At 36.0% G+C, this 22266-nt stretch carries 17 protein-coding genes; 14 read left to right on the plus strand and 3 right to left on the minus strand.

Going from position 1 to position 22266, the window contains the following annotated elements:
- Positions 1-32: 32 nt before the first annotated feature.
- From AN959_RS18615 to xylF, 6 genes are all read left to right on the plus strand, one after another.
- Complete coding sequence (locus AN959_RS18615) at positions 33-1553, plus strand: sugar ABC transporter ATP-binding protein (protein WP_056832964.1); 1521 nt, start codon at positions 33-35, stop codon at positions 1551-1553.
- Between the two features lie 13 nt (positions 1554-1566).
- Positions 1567-2742, plus strand: coding sequence for a sugar ABC transporter permease (locus AN959_RS18620; RefSeq protein ID WP_056832966.1), 1176 nt, complete (start codon positions 1567-1569; stop codon positions 2740-2742).
- 123 nt (positions 2743-2865) lie between these two features.
- Positions 2866-3846, plus strand: coding sequence for a substrate-binding domain-containing protein (locus tag AN959_RS18625; RefSeq protein WP_056832968.1), 981 nt, complete (start codon positions 2866-2868; stop codon positions 3844-3846).
- Complete coding sequence (locus AN959_RS18630) at positions 3843-5312, plus strand: sensor histidine kinase (protein ID WP_056832971.1); 1470 nt, start codon at positions 3843-3845, stop codon at positions 5310-5312. Before AN959_RS18625 ends, AN959_RS18630 begins: the two co-directional genes overlap by 4 nt.
- On the plus strand, positions 5290-6840 hold the full coding sequence (locus AN959_RS18635) for a response regulator (RefSeq protein ID WP_056832973.1): 1551 nt from the start codon (positions 5290-5292) through the stop codon (positions 6838-6840). Before AN959_RS18630 ends, AN959_RS18635 begins: the two co-directional genes overlap by 23 nt.
- Positions 6841-6851: 11 nt before the next feature.
- Positions 6852-7922 (plus strand): D-xylose ABC transporter substrate-binding protein, encoded by a 1071-nt coding sequence (gene xylF / locus AN959_RS18640; RefSeq protein ID WP_056832975.1) that lies wholly within the window; start codon positions 6852-6854, stop codon positions 7920-7922.
- A gap of 604 nt (positions 7923-8526) precedes the next feature.
- Here the strand turns inward: xylF and rpsD are convergent.
- The gene (rpsD, locus tag AN959_RS18645; protein ID WP_053588607.1) at positions 8527-9129 is read right to left on the minus strand and encodes a 30S ribosomal protein S4; all 603 of its coding nucleotides are present in this window, start codon (positions 9127-9129) and stop codon (positions 8527-8529) included.
- Between the two features lie 392 nt (positions 9130-9521).
- On the opposite strand from rpsD, the gene AN959_RS18650 reads away from it, so the two are divergent.
- Together AN959_RS18650 and megL are read left to right on the plus strand one after the other, a co-directional pair.
- Positions 9522-11378, plus strand: coding sequence for a diguanylate cyclase domain-containing protein (locus tag AN959_RS18650; RefSeq protein ID WP_082461095.1), 1857 nt, complete (start codon positions 9522-9524; stop codon positions 11376-11378).
- A 304-nt stretch (positions 11379-11682) separates the two neighbouring features.
- The gene (gene megL / locus AN959_RS18655) at positions 11683-12876 is read left to right on the plus strand and encodes a methionine gamma-lyase (protein WP_056832977.1); all 1194 of its coding nucleotides are present in this window, start codon (positions 11683-11685) and stop codon (positions 12874-12876) included.
- Positions 12877-13260: 384 nt separating this feature from the next.
- Here megL and AN959_RS18660 read toward each other — a convergent pair whose 3' ends face one another.
- Positions 13261-13740, minus strand: coding sequence for a GAF domain-containing protein (locus AN959_RS18660; RefSeq protein ID WP_056832979.1), 480 nt, complete (start codon positions 13738-13740; stop codon positions 13261-13263).
- Positions 13741-13742: 2 nt separating this feature from the next.
- Complete coding sequence (gene hisJ / locus AN959_RS18665; RefSeq protein ID WP_056832981.1) at positions 13743-14552, minus strand: histidinol-phosphatase HisJ; 810 nt, start codon at positions 14550-14552, stop codon at positions 13743-13745.
- 147 nt (positions 14553-14699) lie between these two features.
- Here hisJ and ezrA point away from each other — a divergent pair, with 147 nt between their 5' ends.
- The 6 genes from ezrA (at position 14700) to rarD (ending at position 21991) form a co-directional block, all read left to right on the plus strand.
- Positions 14700-16400, plus strand: coding sequence for a septation ring formation regulator EzrA (ezrA, locus tag AN959_RS18670; RefSeq protein WP_056832983.1), 1701 nt, complete (start codon positions 14700-14702; stop codon positions 16398-16400).
- Positions 16401-16596: 196 nt separating this feature from the next.
- On the plus strand, positions 16597-17739 hold the full coding sequence (locus tag AN959_RS18675) for a cysteine desulfurase family protein (protein WP_056832985.1): 1143 nt from the start codon (positions 16597-16599) through the stop codon (positions 17737-17739).
- Positions 17736-18938: a tRNA uracil 4-sulfurtransferase ThiI gene (gene thiI, locus AN959_RS18680; protein ID WP_056832987.1), complete on the plus strand. Its 1203-nt coding sequence runs from the start codon at positions 17736-17738 to the stop codon at positions 18936-18938. The genes AN959_RS18675 and thiI overlap by 4 nt, the downstream gene beginning before the upstream one ends.
- An 81-nt stretch (positions 18939-19019) precedes the next feature.
- Entirely contained in the window at positions 19020-19223 is a 204-nt protein-coding gene (locus tag AN959_RS18685; RefSeq protein ID WP_053588614.1) for an alpha/beta-type small acid-soluble spore protein, read from the plus strand.
- A gap of 144 nt (positions 19224-19367) precedes the next feature.
- The gene (mbcS, locus tag AN959_RS18690; RefSeq protein ID WP_053588615.1) at positions 19368-20951 is read left to right on the plus strand and encodes an acyl-CoA synthetase MbcS; all 1584 of its coding nucleotides are present in this window, start codon (positions 19368-19370) and stop codon (positions 20949-20951) included.
- 134 nt (positions 20952-21085) lie between these two features.
- Positions 21086-21991 carry an EamA family transporter RarD gene (gene rarD, locus AN959_RS18695; RefSeq protein WP_082461096.1) on the plus strand — a complete coding sequence of 302 codons (906 nt, stop codon included), beginning with the start codon at positions 21086-21088 and terminating at the stop codon, positions 21989-21991.
- Positions 21992-22266 lie beyond the last annotated feature (275 nt).

Here is a 22266-nt window from a genome sequence, read left to right on the forward strand (position 1 = left end):
TATTTTATTTTGATTGGTTAGGAGGCGATAGAATGAGCAATTATATTTTAGAGATGAATGACATATCTAAAGAATTTCCCGGAGTCAAAGCCCTTTCGAATGTGAATTTCAAGGTGAAAAAAGGAGAGATTCACTGTTTGGTCGGAGAAAATGGTGCAGGGAAATCAACACTTATGAAGGTGTTGAGTGGAGTCTATCCATATGGTGCATACGACGGTGATATCGTTTTTAATAATGAAGTTCTAAAATTCCATGAGATTAACGATAGTGTAAAGGCTGGTATTGGCATCATTTATCAGGAACTAGCGCTTTTTCCGGATTTGACAGTCTATGAAAATATTTTTGCAGGTAACGAAGTAAAGAAGGGTCCTTTCGTAGATTGGAATCAAACAATCGTCCAAGCAACGCAGTTATTAAAAAAGGTAAACCTGAAAGTAACACCAGAAACACTTATTAAGGAACTAGGTGTAGGTAAACAACAGCTCGTCGAAATAGCCAAAGCTTTAAGTAAAGATGTGAGTTTGCTAATTTTAGATGAACCAACAGCAGCACTGAATGAAGATGATAGTGAGAATCTTTTAGACCTTTTAAAAGAGTTAAAAAGCCAAGGTATTAGTTGCATTATGATATCGCATAAGCTGAAGGAAGTTATCAAAATTGCTGATAAAGTAACTGTTATTCGAGATGGAAAGACAATATGTACGCTGGATGCAAGTAAAGGGGAAGTTGCAGAAAATATCATAATAAAAAACATGGTAGGCCGCGACATCGAAGATATTTACCCTAAACGTCCAGATATGAAAATTGGAGAAACAGTACTCGAATTGAACAATTGGACGGCATATGATACCCAGCTAGGGAGAAATGTTGTGAAAAACGTTAATCTTCACCTTAAAAAAGGAGAGATTATTGGTATTGCTGGCCTTATGGGTTCAGGTCGGACAGAACTTTCAATTAGTATATTTGGAAATCCAAAAAACTATAAACTACAAGGAAGTTTAACTATTCAAGGAGAACAGAAGGGCTTTAAGCATACAAGTGATGCTATTAAGGCTGGCATTGCGTATGTAACGGAGGATCGAAAAGGTGATGGATTGTTTTTATTACAGGATATTAAGAGCAATGTCTCTGTAGCTCATCTAACAGGTATTTCTTCAAAGGGGGTTCTCAATTTAAACGAAGAAGTGAAGGTTGGGAACGAATACAAAGACTCCTTGTATATTAAAGCAAGCTCATTAGAACAAGTAGTCGGCAAATTAAGTGGTGGAAATCAACAAAAAGTATCACTTGGAAAATGGTTGTTTACTGGACCTAGGATTTTAATATTAGATGAACCGACACGAGGAATTGATGTCGGAGCGAAATTTGAAATTTATTCGATTATGAATAAGCTCATTCAAGAAGGTATGAGCATAATCATGATTTCCTCTGAACTTGGTGAAGTATTAGGAATGAGTGATCGAATATATGTCATGGCGGACGGAGCAATTAAAGGAGAACTGACTAAGGAGGAAGCGACACAAGAAACAATTATGGAACTTGCGACGCAATAGGAGGGGGATAACGATGAACTTTTATCAAGAAGCTAGAGCGCTCGTAAAAGCGAATATACGAGATTATGGAATGTATATTGCGTTAATCGTTATTATGCTTACATTTACGATTATGACGGACGGCTTGTTTATGTCTTCAAGAAACATTAGTAATTTATTGGATTCAGCTGGTTATATTGCTGTTTTGGCAGTGGGGATGACATTGGTCATCGTCATCCGTCACATTGACTTATCTGTTGGATTTTTAGCAGGATTTTTAGGTGCAATTTCTGCTATTTTCTTGACCCAAATGGGCTTGTCTGTATGGATTACAATTCCAATCATTTTAGTTTTGGGTGCAGTTATTGGTTTATTTAATGGGGTGTTAGTCGCGAAGATCGGCATTCCATCATTTGTTGCTACATTGGCAGGAATGTTAATTTTCCGAGGTGCGCTTCTACAGGTGACGGAAAAAACAGGGACGATAATTATTAAGGACGACCAATTCAATGCAATTGGTAATGGATTTATTCCTTCTATTATGCAAATAAATGGCTTGCATTTACTTACTTTAGTAGTAGGGCTTGTCGGAATTTTTTTGTATATTTACAATGAAATCTCCATACGTCGTAACAAGTTGACATATGGATTTGATGTGATGTCTAAGGGAATTTTTAGCGTAAAGCTTATATTAATATCTGCTATTATTGCATATATTACTTGGATTTTAGCTGGGTATAACGGATTTTCCTGGACTGTTGTCATTATGATTATCGTTGTATTAATCTATCATTTTTTAACGACTAAAACAGTGCTTGGGCGTCACATTTATGCAGTCGGTAGTAATCCTGAGGCAGCGCATTTAAGTGGGATAAACGTACAAAAGATTACATATATCGTCTTTGGGTCAATGGGGATGCTCGCAGCTTTATCCGGAATTCTATTTACCTCTCGTCTTCAATCTGCAACGACCACAGCCGGAACTCTGTTTGAGCTTGATGCTATAGCGGCAGCTTATGTTGGCGGAGTATCTTCCGCAGGTGGAGTCGGTAAAGTAACAGGTGCTATTATTGGAGCGATCGTAATGGCCTCCTTATCAAGTGGGATGAACTTACTAGGTGTCGGGATCTCCTATCAATATATGATTCGTGGCGGCGTTTTAGCTGGAGCAGTAATTTTCGATGTAATGACACGTAAGCAACGTGGTTAAAAAAGAATAATAGAATAACAAGGCATCCTAATTGTAGGGTGCCTCCTGTTGTTTTGTTGGTCATTGTTAATTTTTGGACAGGTGGTAATATGAAAGGAAAAGGTATCGGGATGGGGAAGGTGCATGAGAAAAAAAGTTATTCTTTCTTTAGTTGTTCTAATTGTTATTTTTAGCTATTTGACTATAGTTTCGGCAACGAAGGCTTTTCGTTTAACTAGTGATATGCCTACTAACCTCCCTTCCGCTAAGGATTCTTTCCGTCTCGTACTCATTACGCAAGAACTTGATACCCCTTTTTGGAATAAGGTTGGTCAAGGTGCAATTAAGCAGGCGCAGGAAGAAAATGTACAGCTTGAAGTATGGGGAAGCTATGGAAACAACCAAGACGACTTTTTAAAAAAGATGGAGATTGCTATTCATTCAAAGGTGAATGGGATAATCGTACAAGGATTAGATAATGAAGAATTTAAAGAGCTAACAAAAGTAAAGGCAGCTTTTTATGGCATTCCTGTTATTACCGTTGCAAATGATGTGCCGGTACAAGAGAGCTTGAGAAAAACATATGTAGGATCAGATCAGTTTTTAGCAGGTAAATTAGTTGCTAGTCAATTAATAAAAGAAATGGGAACAGCAGGAGAAGTGATAATACTTGGTGATCAAGAGCAAGCGTACTATCAAAAGGAACGGTTAGCAGGTATTCGAGATGTATTAGACAGATATCCAGATATAGAAATTTTTGTTAGAGGGACGGCAGAGACAAAGGAACAGGTATTGGCAACTACTCAACAGTTAATGAATGAAGTGCCACAAGCCTCTGCTTTTATAGCCATCAATGCAAATCATGTTGGTCCCATGATCCAAGAAATAGAAAGACGTACACAGGTGGAGCCATATCATATATTTACATTTGATGACGGGGTTGAGTCAGCTATTCTCCTAAAACAAGGAAAACTTGACGGTGTGTTGGAGCAAATGCCTGAAGAGATGGGTAGGGATAGCGTGAAATTGTTGGTGGAGTGGATTACAGACGAGACCGTACCACTCGATTCAAATGGTTACCTCACCGAAACTCGTATTGTGAAAGCTAAGGGTGACGGTAAATGACAACGATCCAAAAGAAGATTTGGATGCTCGTTTCCGTTGTTTTACTCATTATGGGCGTTATTTGGTTGACGCTTACGTATTACAATCAAAAAACACAGGAACAATCCAATGAGATTTTACAGAGATATTTACGAATGAATGAAGTTACTACAGCTAGCCAGCAGTTGATTACGAATTTAAATAATTATCTATTAAACCCAACAGATAATCATAAAAAACAGGTAGAGAAAAGCATACGTGTCATTGAAGAGGTACAGCAAGATGTAGCTCAACTTCGGACCGCGGATAATGAGTTCTCTGTCACCAATTATATTCATTTAATCGATAGCCTTATAGAGACTACTAATCGATCTATTATGTTTTCAGAAGATAAAGAAATGGAAGGATCGACAAATGAATTTAATGAAGCAAATCGAATATCCGCGTACATATCGGAGATGACCTTGACGATTTTAGATCGAGAGTTGAAGACGTATAATCTTGTTTATCGAGATATTATCAGCCAATCAGAGGAGTTAGAAAAGCTAGGAATCTGGTTATTACTTTTAATTACTGTCGTGTTATTATTGGCTACTTATTGGTTTTCACTTACTATTACAAAGCCAATTCATCAGCTGACTAAGGCTGCTAACGAATTATCGGAAGGGCGTTTTAACCAACAAATTCAAGTCAAATCAAATGACGAGATTGCTTTTTTAGCAAAGACCTTTGATAAGATGCGTATTAATATTAATGATCTAATTGTGGAAATTCAGCAAAAGGCTCAGCTAGAACATGAGCTACAGCAAAGTAAGCTTTTGTTGAAGGAGAGTCAATTAAAAAGCCTGCAAAGCCAGATAAATCCACATTTTTTATTTAATACGTTAAACACACTTTCAAAAAAGGCATATTTGGATGGAGCAGAGGAAACAAGTGATCTGTTAGTCAGTGTAGCAGGCTTGCTACGTTATAATCTGAAGCGAATAGACCGATCTGTAACGCTATTTGAAGAAATGATTGTTTTAAATCAGTATATGGAAATTCAAAAGGCACGTTTTACAGATCGTTTAAAATTCGAGTCGTACATCGATGAGTCGTGTCTCCATGTGAAAATTCCAGGTCTCACCCTTCAGCCTATTATCGAAAATGCAGTTATCCACGCTATTGAGCCCGAAGAGGACGGAGGTACCATTTTCTTTAGGATAAAGAAGAAGGAAGATAATGCATGGGTCATCATTGAAATAGAGGATAGTGGAAAAGGAATGTCCCAAGAAAAAATGGAGCGGTTATTGAAGGGGCGTGTAGTACCTGGCGAAGGGCATTCTACAGGAATTGGCTTCCAAAATGTAGTAAAAAGATTGGATTTATTTTATGGAATGGAGAACTTAGTTACGATTGATAGTAAAGAAGGTCGAGGCACGAAAGTGATTATACAAATACCTAATTCATTGGAGGAGCAATATCATGATGAAGCTTCTTATTGTTGATGATGAACCGATTGAGCGAGAAGGAATGGAGGCTATTTTACAAAAAGCTTTTCCAGAGCTGATCATTCATCAAGCAAAAAATGGCAAATTAGCAATAGAATTAGCAAATCAGATACAACCAGATTTAGTGTTAATGGATATAATGATGCCAGGAATAACAGGTCTTGAAGCGATTGAAAAAATTCAGGAAGAACATTCTGCTAGTAAATTTGTTATGGTGACAGCGTTTGATATGTTTGATTATGCAAGGCAGGCTATCAAGCTTGGTGTGAAGGATTATCTGCTAAAACCTAGTAAGGTAAGCGAAATTGTTGCAACCGTCGGAAGAGTATTAGAGGAATGTAGACAGGAAAGTGAGCAACAGGATACAAACAAGTGGCAACAAGAGAATTGGGAAAAGACGTTGACTCTAGTAGAAACAGACATTGTAACACAATTATTATTTGATCATGTACATGAAGTACATATCGATATGCTTCTAGAAATGCTGGATATTCGTTCTTCTAATGAAAAATTTGTTGTATTGGTTGTATTGCCTGAGGGAGCACAGTCCTATTATGTGCCAATAAAGGAAAAGGTACATGAGACTGGAAACGCTTGGGTAGGGGCGTTATACGGGAGACAGCTTCCTATTATCGTTTTTCGCGATCAAGAAAAGTCCTTCCGTTTGCAAGCGATTACATTGGCAAAAGCAATATTATCATTAGATAAGGAAAAAATTGGATTAGACTGGTTTGTAGGGATTGGTCAAGTTTATGAGGAACTGGATGAAATTCGTCAATCTTACCAAGAAGCACTCATTGCTACTATGGATACAACGCCAAAGGTCAAATACAGATTTTATAACGATGTACCAGCTCATAGCCTAGAATCTGACAATCAGACTATGAAACTACAGCAAAAAATCCTTTTTGACCAAGTTCGCTTAGGAGACTGGGTTTCTATTCAGTCTGGTGTGTTAAATTTGATACAGCAACATGAAAATGAGGGAAACTCACTAATATATGCTCAGCAAAGGGTCCTTGAACTGCTTTGGATTGCTACACGAGTGATGGATGAAATGGGAATGGAAGCTGATGCACCCTTCTTCTCATTTCAAACCCAGGACTACCGCCAATTGAGAGCGGAAACACTTTTGCTTCTGAATCATATGAATACGATCTATAAAGCACATTATAATCAAGTGGAAGCGGATAAAATACACCAAATAAAACAATTTATTCGAGAGCATTCACATGAGGATATATCTTTGGAGATTCTGGCACAAAGGGTTAACTTAAGTCCCATATATATTAGTAAAATGTTCAAAGAGAAGCTGGGAATTAACTACATCGATTTTTTAACAGAGTGCCGAATTGAGAAGGCAAAGACACTTTTAAATGATTCTGAGCGTAGTTTAAAAGAAATTACGTATGAGGTCGGATATCACGAACCAAATTATTTTAGCAAGGTGTTTAAGAAAGTATGTGGAGTATCCCCCAAGCAATATCGAAAAACATTATGGAGTAATAAAGCGGAAGTTCGATAGGAGGTAAACGGATGAAAAGAAAGGCTATAATTTTATGGTTTTTAGTAATAGCCTCGTTTCTAATTGCTTGTACAGATACGCAAAAGCTACAACAGGAAACCGACGAGCCAGAAAAAATAACACCTCTTGTTAAGGACGATGATTCAATCCGTATTGGATTTTCGATGGATACTCTACTGGAAGAGCGATGGTTAAGGGACCGAGATTTATTCAAGGAAGAAGTTGAATCACTAGGAGCAGAAGTTAAGATTGTAGCAGCTAATGGAGATGATGCTCTACAAATTTCACAAGCAGAGGCGCTCATCAGTAGCGGAATTGACCTTTTAGTAATTGTACCGCATAATGCTGAAGCAACAGCGGCAATTGTGCATAAGGCACATTTAGCAGGGATCCAAGTAATTGCCTATGACAGGCTTGTGAAAAATGCAAACCTCGATTTGTATGTGTCTTTTGATAATGAACAAGTAGGTGAGATGCAAGCAAAAGCTATCACTGCAATCGTACCGAAGGGTAATTATGTGATTATCGGAGGGGCAATTACTGATAATAACGCACACTTATTAAAAAAAGGTGTATTCAACGTGCTACGTCCATATATTGAAAGAGGCGATATTAACATCGTTTATGATCAGTGGACGAAGGATTGGACTCCTGCTAATGCAAAAACTAATATGGAAGAAGCTCTCCATACTACAAAGGGGCAAATTGACGCAGTGATAGCGGCAAATGATGCCACTGCAGGCGGTGTTATACAAGCACTTGCTGCAAAAGGATTGGCAGGAATCGTGCCAGTTGCAGGGCAAGATGCGGATTTGGCTGGAGTACAGCGGATTGTTAGTGGAGATCAGACGATGACAGTGTATAAGCCAATTCGGATGCTCACACAAGAAGTAGCGAAATTAGCGGTAGCTATGGCAAAAGGGGAGGAAGTCCCTGCTTTCCAAAAAGTTAATAATGGGAAAATTGAAGTTCCTTCCGTGTTACTATCGCCAATTGCTGTAAATGTTCACAACATAGAAAGCACGGTTATTGCGGATGGGTTTCATTCTTCGGAGGATATTTATAAAGACACTTCGAAGTAAATAGTATGTCATTTTAATTTCAATAGATCTATATATGGAATAATTTCAGTTCACTTTTTGGATGATTGTATTCAAAGGAGGCTACTCCAGTGAGAAGTGCTTGTCCAGGTGAGAATCCTCAGGTGCTAACAAAGGAACTAGGGTTTTCAACCTTTATTGCTAACACTGCTTTAGATTTATTAACATAATTCAAGTCAACAGTAATCTTTTGGTTTTATGACGCATATGGAACATATTGCGTCGTAGGAAATAAATAGAAGCATTGGGGGCATCGTTTTGGTGTCATTTTATTATATACAAAGGTGTGAGAGGATTACGAAAGTGAGTAAGTTATATGGTATAAAATTTCAGAGGTGCAAGGTAAAGGCCAACCACAAAAAGTGGAAGGGCATTGATTATTTCTATTTACTGTATGATGACTTTCATTTCTGTTAATTTCAATACCTGTTCACTTATTTAAAATAGTCCCACAAAACTCCCCCAATTGTTAACGATTATTTAAGGAAGTATACACTTACTTTTATCAAAATATAAAAAAACCCTAAAGCCTTGGGTTAACAAGGACTTTAGGGCTTCTAAAAATACTCTTAGAAGAGTATTGCTATTAACGAGAGTAGAACTCAACGATTAGAGATTCGTTAATTTCAGCAGAAAGTTCTCCACGTTCTGGAAGACGAACGAATGTACCAACTTTTTTGTCTGCATCAAAAGAAAGATATTCAGGTACGAAGTTGTTTACTTCGATTGATTCGCTTACAACATTAAGGTTTTGAGATTTTTCACGAAGAGAAATTTCTTGACCTGGTTTTAAACGGTATGAAGGAATATCTACACGTTTACCATCAACCATAACGTGACCATGGTTAACTAATTGACGAGCTCCACGACGTGTGCGAGCAAGACCTAAACGGTAAACGATGTTATCAAGGCGAGTTTCAAGAAGAATCATGAAGTTTTCACCATGTTTACCTTGCATTTTACCAGCTTTATCAAATAGTGTACGGAATTGACGTTCGTTAACACCATAAGTGTGACGAAGTTTTTGTTTTTCTTGTAATTGAAGACCGTACTCTGTTAATTTTTTACGTTGGTTTGGACCGTGTTGTCCTGGTGCGTAAGGACGTTTTTCTAATTCTTTACCAGTACCGCTTAGTGAGATACCAAGACGACGTGATAATTTCCATGATGGACCTGTATATCGAGCCATGAATGACTCCTCCTTTTATTGGTTTTATTTTGTTGTAAAATAAGACCAGATGTATCCAAACTAGTAGACATTTTGTTTTCATGTATCATCGCCCATGCAGCCAAGGGTTACAGGATACACCATCTATAACTATAGAGGAACAAAATGAGCAATCTAGATCATACAACTGCTGCATTTATTTTACACAAATTCTATTGTAACTTTTTATAATTTGTAAGTCAACATATAATAAACTTTAAGTCATTAATTACATTGATATATAAAAGATTTTACTATTCTGATTAGTCGTATATTAATTGACAAATTATGTGAAGTATAGTCAAATAGAATTATAAAGAGTATGTGATAAAAGTAATGTATTTACACTTGGAAAGTTAAGAGGTGTTAAATGGATGGACGTTAAAATAGTGGAGCCTATAAAGAGCCGTATTTTAGATATTTGGTATGAAAATGTCTTTAATCATGAGTCTAGTTATGACTGGTTCGAAGATTTAAAAGAAATACTTTCCGAGTTTTTTAATGTTCAGGTGGCAAATTACTTCATATTTGATACAGATACATTTTTACAATTACAATGGAATCATTCATTAGCTAAAAAATTAAATGCAATTAAATGGTTTGAAGTCGAAGGATATTTTTGTGGTCAAGACTTTAATGAAATACCATTTTTACAAAAAAATAATTTGTCAGATGGCGAAGTATCTATTTTGTTAAGGGATGAAGAAAATAAACCCTTAGGCTTGTTAATAATGGAATCAACTCAAAAATGGAAGGAATTTTCCCAAACAACAGAAGTAATCAGTTTTATAACTAGTATTAGTACATTGGTTCAAAAAATAAAAAAAACCGTCTATTTAACACAGCAAGAACATCAATATCGAAACTTGTTCAATGTTACGAAGATGTTTTATTCAACACTTGATATTGGACAAATATTAGAAGGTACATTAAATGCTGTACAAGAGGCGTTTCCAAATTTTAAAGCAATCTTAATATTGTCCAATGATCAAGATCGAAAGACTTCGGTTCCGTATAAACTTTTTGACTATACATCTGAGAGACCAGCAACAGTTGAAGCATATGTTTCAGGGGAAATCACAACAGAGTTAGCAACAGATTTAGGAGCCCGTTTATTAAATGTACCTATTAAAGGGAAACAAGGTATCTATGGCATAATGCAATTGTCTACACCTCTGGATTATTTATTTTCAGTCAGACAAAAAGAATTTGCATCCTTACTTGCTACAGCAGCTGGAAATGCATTAGAAAATGCAAAACTATATATTCAATCACATAGATTAGTATCTGATTTGCAATTAATTAATGAAACCTCCCATAAGCTAAATATGAATCTATCTTTAGAAGATATGCTCTCCTTTTTACACAAACAATTTAATAAATCTTTTAAGCCTGAACAAATTGGGTTCGTTTTTTTAAACGACCAAGGGCCTGAAGTTTCTTCCGCCAGTTCAGAATTTTTTCATACATCGAATGGACAAGAATATATAAAATATGTAGTCAACCATTTTGGAAAAGTTCAGGATGCTCTGTTCATTGCAGATCTTAATAGACTAGCAGAACAAAAATTTGATTTCCAATCGCTCATTGCAATACCAATTAAAGAGCAAAATCTTATTACTGGATTTAGCATTGTGTTACATAAAGAACCGTATTTCTTTTCATTTGATAGCTTCAAATTAATGCAATCTCTCATACAGCATTCTTCTCTAGCGATTAGCAATTCTAAATTGCGTAATAAACTGCAGGAAATGGTGAATCGTGATCATTTGACTAATCTTTTTGCACGTAAATATTTAGATAAATACGTGGAAACGTCTATGAAAAATGACGAGCGTGGCGTCTTCATCCTCCTGGATATTGATAACTTTAAATTAGTCAACGATACACATGGCCACCAGGTTGGAGACGAAATACTGAAGCAAATCGCGAGTGTTATTAAAAAGCGAACAGAAGGAATTGGTATTGGAGCAAGATGGGGTGGAGAGGAACTAGCTGTATATTTGTCTCAAATGACGATTGAAGAAGGCATAGAAGAGTCCAAAAACATAATTAAATTAATTCCTGACAATACAAATCCGAGTGTAACTGTATCCATTGGAGTTTGCGGATGGGATAAAAATGAGCTTCCTTCTTTTCATCATTTGTTCCATAATGCAGATACAGCTCTATATGAAGCGAAAAATAGTGGTAAAAACCAATTACGTATTTATAAGGCATCTTCACTTTAACAAGGTGAAGATGCCTCAGACTGTTGACAAACGCTCGCATTCTTCGTTGCTTGCTCCTGCGCAAAGCTCGTCGCAAACAAGAGCGTTTGCACTTCGTTGTAAGCTCATGAACTCAAGTTCTATTCGCTTCCGCCTAGTGCTGGCGCGCCTCGAATGACAAGCGTTTTCAAGACAGTCTGAAATGAACCCTACTAAATTTGTCTACAACCCGAGGCATCTTCACTTTAACAAGGTGAAGATGCCTATCTTTTTTATTTTATTCATTGTAAAATAAATGTAAGCGTTTACAAAGGAGTGTATTTGCATGACAAATGAAAAGCTACAAAAGGAAACATTATACATTCATAAGGGATATAATTCGGACCAGCATCAAGGTAGTTTATCTGTACCTCTTTATCAAACTTCTACCTTTGCATTTGAAACAGCAGAGCAAGGTGCTAGAAGATTTGGAGGTGAAGAAGCTGGTGGAATCTATTCAAGACTTGGTAATCCAACTGTTCACGTCTTAGAAGAACGAATGGCGGCTCTTGAATATGGGGAAGGGGCATTGGCTTTTGGATCTGGAATGGCAGCAGTTAGTACTATATTAGTTCATTTAACAAAAGCAGGAGATCATATTCTTTGTACTCGAGGAATTTACGGTTGTACATTTGGTCTCTTGAACATTTTAAAGGAAAAATATAATATCTCGCATGACTTATCCTTATTAGCAAGCGAAGAAGAAATTGAGGCAGCTATTAAACCGAATACTACTTGCATTTATATCGAAACACCGATTAATCCAACTATGGAAATTGTGGATCTTGAACTAATTACAAAAGTAGCTAAAAAACATGGAATACAAGTAGTAGTCGATAACACTTTTAGTTCACCTTATTTACAAAATCCTTTGCAGCTAGGTGCAGATTTTGTTTTGCATAGTGCGACAAAGTATATTAATGGGCATGGAGATGTTATTGCGGGAATTTTAGTAGGTAAACAAAAACAGGAAATAGAAGCGATACGAATGTCTATTCAAAAAGATTTTGGTGGAATCATATCCCCATTTGATGCATGGTTACTGATCAGAGGATTGAAAACGCTACATGTTAGAATGGATAGACATACTAAAAATGCGGAGGATATTTTGTCCTTTTTAAAAACGTGTGAGTTGGTAGAAAACATCTACTACCCTTATGATAATCAGAATCCTCAATTTGAGATAGCTAAAAAGCAAATGAAAGCTGGAGGAGGACTTATTTCATTTACGGTTCAAGGCGGTCTAAAAAGTGCTCAAAAGCTAATGAATGAACTACGTTTAATTAAAATTGCAGTTAGTTTAGGAGATGCAGAAACATTAATTCAGCATCCCGCTACGATGACCCATTCAGTAGTACCTGAAAAAGAAAGAATGGAGATGGGAATTACAGATGGTTTACTACGCCTATCTGTTGGCCTAGAGAATTCTACTGATCTAATAGAAGACTTGCAGATAGCTTTCTCCAAACTAAAAAGCTGAGGGATATCCCTCAGCTTTTTTATGATTAGGTACGCATACTACACGGCTGTGCGATTATGCATGCTACGACTAAGCTTTCAATGACGAGTCATTTTGCCTCTCTCATCCGTATGAAGTCTATAGAATTTGACTTTTTATATAAGCACTTTCAATCGTTGAAACGGCTCCCTTTACGCGGGCGTTGCCTTAGCCTCCTAGGCCAACACGATGTTGGTCATGCAATCGTTGCCGCAAAAGTTCTTTTGCGACGAGCTTTGCGCAGGAGCATTGTTTTTTGCGACGAGCTTTGCGCAGGAGCAAGGGAAGCGGCTGAAGCCATGCCGGCGGAACGCGTCCGCCTGGAACCGATAGTATCCATTTAAATTTTATCTAATCTACAGTTTTTTATATATGTTTTACTAAAATTTGTACGAATTGCTCTAAACCTTGCTTATCCTGCTCGGAAAAACGATTCTTAATAGGACTATCGATATCAAGTACACCTAACAGTTCGCCGTTTTTCTTAATTGGAACAACAATTTCTGACTGAGATGCCGCATCACAAGCGATATGACCTGGAAAAGCATGTACGTCAGGAACAATTACTGTTTCTTTCGTATTTGCAGCTGTTCCACAAACCCCTCTACCAATAGGTATTCTTACACATGCAGGCAAACCTTGAAATGGTCCTAACACTAGTTCCCCGTCTTCCATCAAATAAAAGCCTACCCAGTTAATTTGGTCGAAAAATTGATTTAAAAGTGCCGATGCATTGCTTAAATTGGCGATTGCATTTGTTTCGCCTTCTAATAATGCATCTAATTGCTTGCTTAACATCGTATAATTTGCAGATAAATCTTCTGAATACGTTGATTGAGTAAACATGATTATTCTCCATTCTCTATATATTTATTTACTTCGTTATAAAATTGATGTAAATCTTTTACTTGATGCGCATCTGACCCAAAAACCAATTCAATTCCTAACTCTTTTGCCAACATAATGTAGGAAGGAGGAGGATAGCTTTCTAAACAATACGTTTTTGCCAGACCAGCGCTATTTACATCCAATTGAAGGTGTTGATTTTTCATTTCTTTTAAAATAGATACGATAGCATCGTGATCATCTACTTTTTCTGTTAAGGCATGTTGGAATTTATGTATAAGCGTAATATGACCAATTCTTTTTGGTTTAAATTTTCCTAAATCACTCGTTATTGAATCCATGAGTGTTTTATAATACAATTTGTACATAGACATCGGATTTCCAACTTGTTGAGCGAATTCTAAATAAGTAGCCTTGGAATAGTCGATACATGTATATTTATTTTCAAAACGCAAAAAGTGAACAGATAAGATAGAATCATCTAAATATTTACCATACGTATTTAAAAAAGAAGTTGTTTCTTCTTCAAAGCCTGAAATAAAATCTACTTCCAACCCCGTTGAAATAATAATATCTTTTTCATATTGTTTTTTCAAATCATGTATATCAGACAAATATGATTCGAGCCTAGTGAATTCCATCCCACTGTCTTGCTCGGGAGTAGGGTCGATGAAATTTTTAGGTAATGGGGCATGTTCTGTAAACGTCATTTCTTGGAACCCGTTTTGAATCGCTTTTTCAATGTATAAGTGAAAAGAATCGAGTGTACCATGAGGACAATATGGTGAATGAATATGGCCATCTTTTCTCAAAAAATATACCTCCAATTGAATAAAATACAATTATTTCAAAGAATTCATTGCTTTTCTCTTGTTTTATGAAACAATAACATAAAAAGAATGGTAAAATATATAGTAATAGTTAAAATAGAACTCTTGATCTTGGAACGGGGGCTTACGATGAAGTATATCATCCCAGTGGTTATTATACTTTTAGTCATTGCAGTTTTTGCATTTATTATAAGACGAAAACATAATACTGAAATTGAACGGTTAGAACATGAAAAACACCAGATACAGAATAAACCGATTTTAGAAGAAATGACGAAAGTAAAACAGCTGAACATGAATGGTCAAACGGAAGAAATGTTTGAGCGTTGGAGGAATACATGGACAGAGGTAATGGATGTACTGATGCCTAAAATTGATGTTCTATTATTTGATGCGGAAGAAAACGTGGACAAGTTTTTCTTTATAAAGGCTTCCAAGACTGAAAAAGAAATTCAGTCATTAATTACTTCATGTGATCAGAAAATGTCTACGATTCTAAAAGAACTAGAAGAATTAATTGGTAGCGAAGAAAAGAATCGCATTGAAATGGAACAGTTGAAAGAACAGCATCGCGCTGCTAGAAAAACGTTACTTGCACATCAGTATTCATTTGGGGATGCAGTTCCAGTACTTGAGGCTAAATTAGAATCATTTAATCCTCATTTTGAAGAATTTGATAAATTGACAGATTCAGGAAATTATTTAAGCGCTCGTGAGATTGTCATATCTGTACAAAATGAAGGACAAAAGTTTTTTCATATTTTACATGATATCCCTACAGTGCTATCAGAAATTCAACACAAGATCCCTGCAAGTATTCACGAATTAAGAAACGGTCAAAAGGAAATGGAAGAGAGCTCTTATTACTTGCAACATCTAGAAATGACAGCAAAATTAGATGCTATAGAAGAAGAACTAAAAGTTTTGAAAGAAGCTATTGTTGAACTAAAAGTGACCAAAACAATTGAACGTGTAGAAGAAATAAAAGATGAAATTGAAACTTTCTATGATTTACTTGAAAAAGAAGTATTAGCAAAAAAATACGTAGACCAGCATAAAGAAAAAACGGCTGATCGTCTTAGAGAAGTTACATCCGTAACTCTTGCAGTAAACGAAGAAGCAACCTACGTGCAACAAAGTTACCGTTTACCAGAAAAAGAGGCAGAGATTCCTCAAAGCTGTTTAAAAGAGTTAGAAGAGTTGCAAAAGAAATTTGAGTTACTTTCTAGCCGGGTTGAGGAAGAAAAATCTGCTTATTCTAGTCTTCAAGAAGAATTGAACGAAATTGCAGAAGATATTGACCGTTTATATGAAGAACAAGATCGATTTGCAAATAGTTTAAAAAACCTTCGAATTGATGAAAACAAAGCTCGCGCGAAACTAGAGGAATTAAAAAATTTGTTGCACGATACAGACCGAATGTTACAAAAAGCTAATATCCCTGGAATTCCAGAGGATATGGATGTTCGCTTAGAAGAAGCGGAAGAACATATTTATGTAGCGATGCAAAGCCTGCAAGAAGTTCCTCTCAACATGTCTTTAGTCGAAAATTATTTATTAAAAGCTGAAGCTTGTATGGAAGAAGTGCATCAAAAGGCAAAGGAAATGCTTGAAAATGTATTATTAACAGAAAAGATAATACAATATGGAAACCGATATCGCGCAAATCATCCAAATGTTCACATGCGCTTACTGGAAGCAGAAGAAGCATTTAGACAACTTAGATATGCAAAAGCTTTGGAAGATGCTGCAACTGCAGTTGAAGAGGTTGAACCGGGCGCTTTAAAGAAAATTGAAGTTCTAGTGAAAGAAGACGCTTGGCGTACATAATCAGAAGGTTTCAGAAATGCTTTCAAACTTTGTAGCTGCTGCAAACATCTTATTTCAGTAAGAAGCACTTCAACGGAGAAGTGTTTTCATACAGTTTAACAACGATCTATTTAATTTTTTTAGACTTTGTATACTAATGTGAACCGCCTCACACTATTGTGAAGGTGGTTTTTTTCCGAAAAGGAGGGTATAACACATGATTTATTTTGATAATAGTGCTACAACTAAAGCCCATAAAGAAATAATGGATACATTTGTATCGGTAAATGAAAATTTTTGGGCAAATCCTGCATCTATCCATGAATTTGGGCATCATACAAATGAATTACTACAATCAGCAAGAACACAAGTTGCAGATGTACTAAAAACTGCAAGCGAAAAAATATATTTTACATCTGGTGGAACAGAATCGAATAATTTAGCCATATTCGGTTTAGCAAATAAATATAAACTGCGTGGTAATCATATTCTCATATCAGAAATCGAACATCCTTCTATATTAGAAGCAGCAAGAATGCTTCAACAGCAAGGATTTATTGTGGAAGAAATTCCTATCAATAAGGATGGGGTTATTTCTATAGTCGATTTAAAAACATTAATTCGTAAAGATACAATTTTAGTTAGTGTTATGCATGTTAACAATGAAATAGGATCTATCCAACCGATAAATGAAATATCCGCACTTATTAAATCAAATAGTCGAGCTGTATTTCATATGGATGCCGTTCAAAGCTTTGGAAAGATGCTTGTAAATTTTGATGAGCAACATGTCGATGCTATTACTATTTCTTCTCATAAAATTCATGGTCTCAAAGGTTCGGGACTTCTAGCATTAAAAAATTCGATAGAAATTGATCCAATTATATATGGAGGCGGACAAGAATCTGGGATTAGAAGCGGAACAACGCCAGTTCCTCTTGCTGTAAGTACTGCAAAAGCAGTAAGATTAGCGAGTATTAATCTTAAGGAACATATAGAAAGCTTAAAAAAAATGACAGAGGAACTTAAGCGTTTTTTAAAAACATTTTCTTCCATAAAAATCATTTCCCCGGAAATAAGAGCACCTCATATCATTTCTTTTTCAGTGAAAGGTGTAAAAGGAGAAGTATTTATAAATGCTTTGCAAAAGGAAGACGTCATTGTCTCTACAAGCAGTGCATGTTCATCTAAACAAACGAAAACGAGTCATGTATTAAAAGCTATGCATCTAGAAGATGACTATATTAAAGGTGTCATTAGATTGAGTCTTTCGTATACGAATACAGATACTGAAGTGGAGCAATTTAAAAAAATATTTACGAAAGTAATAAATGTAATAAAAGGAGACATAAAAAGATGAAATGGGAAAAAATATTAGTTCGATACGGTGAATTATCAACAAAGGGTAAAAACAGAAAGGCATTCATTACACATCTTAGAAACAATATAAAATTTTCATTTGTTGATTTACCTAATGTAAAAATCACAGCTGAAAGAGATCGAATGTTTCTTAGCTCGAAAGAGGATGCAGAAATTGATGAACTGATCAAACGTCTTCCAAAAATATTTGGTATTCAATCATTCAGCCCAGTTGCTTCTTGTACGCAAGAACTGGAGGATATAAAAGAAACTGCTATAAAGATTATCGACAGTTTAGACTACGAAGATAAAACATTTAAAGTAACGGTAAAGCGTACCGATAAACGATTCCCACTAGATACGTACGAACTTCAAAGAGAAGTTGCAAATCATGTGCTAAGACAATTTACTACCTTAAAAGTGCAAATGAAAAAGCCAGAAATTGAATTACGAATTGAAGTTTTATCAGATGCAGTATACATGATGGCACAAGTTATACCTGGTGCTGGTGGAATGCCTCTTGGTTCCAATGGTCGCTCATTGTTGATGCTCTCTGGAGGAATCGATAGTCCTGTAGCAGGCTATATGTTATTGAAACGTGGAGTTCGATTAGATGCAATTCACTTCCATAGTCCACCTTTTACAAGTGAACGTTCAAAAGAAAAAGTGATGGATTTAGCCAATCAATTAAGTCATTTTGGCGCAACAGTAAGATTGCATGTCATTCCTTTTACCGCAATCCAACAAAGTATTCAAGCTCAAATACCCGATAATGTATCAATGACAACGACTAGAAGAATGATGTTGAAAATAGCTGATCTTGTAAGGGAAGAAATTGGAGCACTAGGAATAGTCACAGGTGAGAGCTTAGGACAAGTTGCAAGCCAAACATTAGAAAGCTTAACAGCAATAAATGCAGTATCCACAACACCAATTTTTAGACCACTTATTTCTTTTGACAAACTTGAAATAATTGATATAGCTCGAAGTATTGGGACATATGAGACCTCTATATTGCCTTATGAAGATTGTTGTACAATTTTCACTCCATCCTGTCCAAAAACAAAGCCAAAGCTTGAAAAAGTGGAATACTATGAAAGCTTTAAGGATTTTGATGAATTGATAAAAGAAGCAGTAGAGAATAGAGAAGTGTTTTCATTTCCAAGTAAAAAGAAAAACGAGTTTGAAAATCTGCTTTAATAATTAACAAAATATACCTCATCGCCTTGTGTATGTTTTAAGAGAAATCGACCAATCTATATTCACAAGGAGGTGAGAGACATGCCAAACAACAATTCTTCAAACCAACTTTTAGTACCAGGAGTAAGACAAGCACTTGATCAAATGAAATATGAAATTGCTCAAGAGTTTGGAGTACAACTTGGGGGAGAAGCATCATCGCGTGCCAACGGATCCGTAGGCGGAGAAATCACTAAGCGATTAGTTGCTCAAGCTCAACAACAAATGAATGGTTTCAGCAAATAAGAAAACAACGGACCGGTAGCTTAGGCTGCCGGTTTTTTATTTTGGCTAATTTTTTTATAAATAAAGGTTTCTGAAAATTAATTTTATATATAAAACTCAGTTAATTTCCTTTATAATTAAAGTGTATAAAAAGGAGGAGTTAGGATGAATAAACAAGACTTAATTGCACCTCAAAATTATAACCTAGTTAGTGAATTTGAAAAATATAGTAAAGATGAAAGTAAGTTAGCACTTATTTGGGAATCCGATAAGGGTGAAGTGAAGACTAGTACATATAATCAACTAATGAAAAGGTCAAATAAAATAGCGAATCTTTTTGGACGAAAAGGTCTCCAAAAAGGTGATGTGGTATTAATCATGGTTCCTCGATTAATAGAGGCTTACGAAGTTTATATCGCAGCATTAAAAGCGGGATTAGTTGTAATACCGAGTTCAGAAATGCTTCGAGCAAAGGATATTGAATATCGTCTTGTGCATAGTGAAGCAAAAGCTATAATTGCATATGAGCCATTTTTAGACCAATTCGAAGATGTCTCTCATTTAGATGAAAAATTACTATTAGTAATAGGTGAAAGTAAAGATAACTGGGTATCACTAACAAATGAAATTGTAGCAGAATCAGATGAGTTTCAAGTGGTAGATACTTTAAAGGATGATATGGCATTTCTATCTTATACAAGTGGTACAACTGGAAATCCAAAAGGTGTAGTGCATACACATGGCTGGGCTTTTGCACATTTAAAAACATCTGCTCCAAATTGGCTTGGGATTCAAGAAGGTGATATTGTTTGGGCAACGGCTAGTCCGGGATGGCAAAAATGGATTTGGAGTCCGTTCCTTGCAACTTTAGGAAGTGGTGCGATTGGTTATGTTTATAATGGGAAATTTGATCCAAATACGTATTTAAAAAATATGCAAGAGAAAAAAGTAAATGTTCTTTGCTGTACACCTACTGAATACCGAATTATGGCTAAAGTAGATGGATTAAAAGATTATGATCTTTCCTCACTTCACAGTGCTGTTTCAGCAGGGGAGCCTTTGAATAGAGAAGTTATTGAAACATTTGATCGATTATTCAATTTAGAAGTACGAGACGGCTACGGTCAAACAGAAAATACATTATTAGTTGGAACAATGAAAGGGACAGAAGCTCGTCCTGGTTCTATGGGAAAACCTACTCCTGGAAATACAGTAGAAATAGTGAATGAATTTGGAGAAATTTGTGCTCCAGGAGAAGTTGGAGATATTGCAGTGCATATAGAAACTCCAGCTCTATTTAAAGAGTATTTAAAGGATCCAGAACGAACATCTATGCAATTTAGAGGAGATTACTATATTACAGGCGACCAAGCGAAAAAAGATGAGGATGGATATTTTTGGTTTGAAGGTAGAGGAGACGATATCATTATTAGCTCTGGTTATACCATTGGACCATTCGAAGTGGAAGATGCACTTACAAAGCATCCTGCTGTTCAAGAATGTGCAGTTGTTGGAAGTCCAGATGAGCTTAGAGGAACGATCGTAAAGGCATTTGTTGTTTTACGTGATTCATCCATTCAAGGCACTGAGGAACTAGTGAAAGAACTTCAAGAGCATGTGAAATCCATGACAGCGCCATATAAATATCCGCGTGAAATAGAATTTATCAAGGAATTACCAAAAACTACTTCCGGTAAAATTAGAAGAATAGAGTTAAGACAGCAAGAACAACAACTCAAAACTAAATAATAAATTAGCACGGAGAAGAATATGTTCTCCGTGCTTTTTTGTCTGATTGGATGAATATGTCCATTTACTTCAGTGAAGTAAAGTATTATAATGTTTCTTGTGTTTCGAGTTCCTAAATATGTGGGGTGATAGTTTTGCAAAATGAAGAAAAACAAGGGATAGTAATCGTAGCTGTTGCCTATATTTTTTGGGGGTTTATGCCAATATATTGGAAGTTGCTTTTGGATGTTTCCAGCGACGAAATCTTAGCAAGTCGAGTAATATGGTCCTTTATATTTACGTTTTTAGTAGTAATTCTAATGAAGAACTTTCGGGTATTAATAAGTGATTTAAAAGAACTTTGGAAAAATAAGAAAGCCTTTTGGAGTCTTGTTCTAGCTTCTTACTTAGTAACGGGTAATTGGTTTACATATATATTTGCAGTAAATGCAGGATACATTGTTCAAACAAGTCTAGGTTATTATATTAACCCATTAATTTCAGTGCTATTAGGTATTATTTTTTTAAAAGAAAAATTATCAAGAGCCCAGCAGCTTTCCGTACTTATAGCAGCTGCAGGAGTGGCAATTTTAACTGTCTCCTATGGAGAAATCCCATGGATTGCTTTTATTTTAGCGTTAACATTTGCTTTTTATGGACTTATTAAAAAAAGTTTAACGATTGATCCATTGAGAGGATTAACGCTTGAAACTTTGTTCGTTTTACCAGTGGCTCTTATTTATTTTGGCTATTTGTTAATTACTGATAAAGCAGTCTTTTTTCATTCTAGTGCTCCTACTATGATATTGTTAGCTTTTACTGGTGTAGCAACTGCGGTACCGCTTGTGTTGTTTGCCAAAGGTACTATAACGATGCCGCTTTATATGTCTGGTTTTCTTCAATACATAGCTCCGACTCTCATGTTGGTTATCGGAGTTTTTATATATGACGAAACGTTTAGTAAAATTGAATTCATATCATTTTCCTTTATTTGGCTTGCGTTAATCTTATTTACTGCATCAAAAATTGTAGAGGTACGAAAAAAACAGGTAGTGCTTTGACTACCTGTTTCTATTTATAAAAAGCTTTATTTACTCCACGTAATATGTTGAGAAGATCTAGACGTAAGTTTCTATTCTGTTGAGAATCTATTGAATATATCTACAACGAACAAGCCAAAGAAAGCAGAACACGGAAGTGTGCTTGCCGCACGCTACGCATGAGCCTCCGCAGGATGAGTTGCTCCTTCGTCTCTCTCCCATCCTTTACGGGGTCTCATTCTTCACGCTCTTGCGGCGTGTAAGGCGCACTTCCTGGATATACCCTTTAATACAGT

Source organism: Psychrobacillus sp. FJAT-21963 (assembly GCF_001420585.1).
Taxonomy (GTDB): Bacteria; Bacillota; Bacilli; order Bacillales_A; family Planococcaceae; genus Psychrobacillus.

Excerpts from the sequence above, each read along its gene's own strand:
- mbcS (WP_053588615.1), top strand. The coding sequence starts at position 19,368 with ATGAATAAACAAGACTTAATTGCACCTCAAAATTATAACCTAGTTAGT.
- AN959_RS18620 (WP_056832966.1), top strand. The coding sequence starts at position 1,567 with ATGAACTTTTATCAAGAAGCTAGAGCGCTCGTAAAAGCGAATATACGA.
- rpsD (WP_053588607.1), bottom strand. The coding sequence starts at position 9,129 with ATGGCTCGATATACAGGTCCATCATGGAAATTATCACGTCGTCTTGGT.
- AN959_RS18630 (WP_056832971.1), top strand. The coding sequence starts at position 3,843 with ATGACAACGATCCAAAAGAAGATTTGGATGCTCGTTTCCGTTGTTTTA.
- AN959_RS18625 (WP_056832968.1), top strand. The coding sequence starts at position 2,866 with ATGAGAAAAAAAGTTATTCTTTCTTTAGTTGTTCTAATTGTTATTTTT.
- AN959_RS18635 (WP_056832973.1), top strand. The coding sequence starts at position 5,290 with ATGATGAAGCTTCTTATTGTTGATGATGAACCGATTGAGCGAGAAGGA.
- thiI (WP_056832987.1), top strand. The coding sequence starts at position 17,736 with ATGAAATGGGAAAAAATATTAGTTCGATACGGTGAATTATCAACAAAG.
- AN959_RS18660 (WP_056832979.1), bottom strand. The coding sequence starts at position 13,740 with ATGTTTACTCAATCAACGTATTCAGAAGATTTATCTGCAAATTATACG.
- AN959_RS18675 (WP_056832985.1), top strand. The coding sequence starts at position 16,597 with ATGATTTATTTTGATAATAGTGCTACAACTAAAGCCCATAAAGAAATA.
- AN959_RS18685 (WP_053588614.1), top strand. The coding sequence starts at position 19,020 with ATGCCAAACAACAATTCTTCAAACCAACTTTTAGTACCAGGAGTAAGA.
- xylF (WP_056832975.1), top strand. The coding sequence starts at position 6,852 with ATGAAAAGAAAGGCTATAATTTTATGGTTTTTAGTAATAGCCTCGTTT.
- AN959_RS18615 (WP_056832964.1), top strand. The coding sequence starts at position 33 with ATGAGCAATTATATTTTAGAGATGAATGACATATCTAAAGAATTTCCC.
- AN959_RS18650 (WP_082461095.1), top strand. The coding sequence starts at position 9,522 with ATGGACGTTAAAATAGTGGAGCCTATAAAGAGCCGTATTTTAGATATT.
- ezrA (WP_056832983.1), top strand. The coding sequence starts at position 14,700 with ATGAAGTATATCATCCCAGTGGTTATTATACTTTTAGTCATTGCAGTT.
- megL (WP_056832977.1), top strand. The coding sequence starts at position 11,683 with ATGACAAATGAAAAGCTACAAAAGGAAACATTATACATTCATAAGGGA.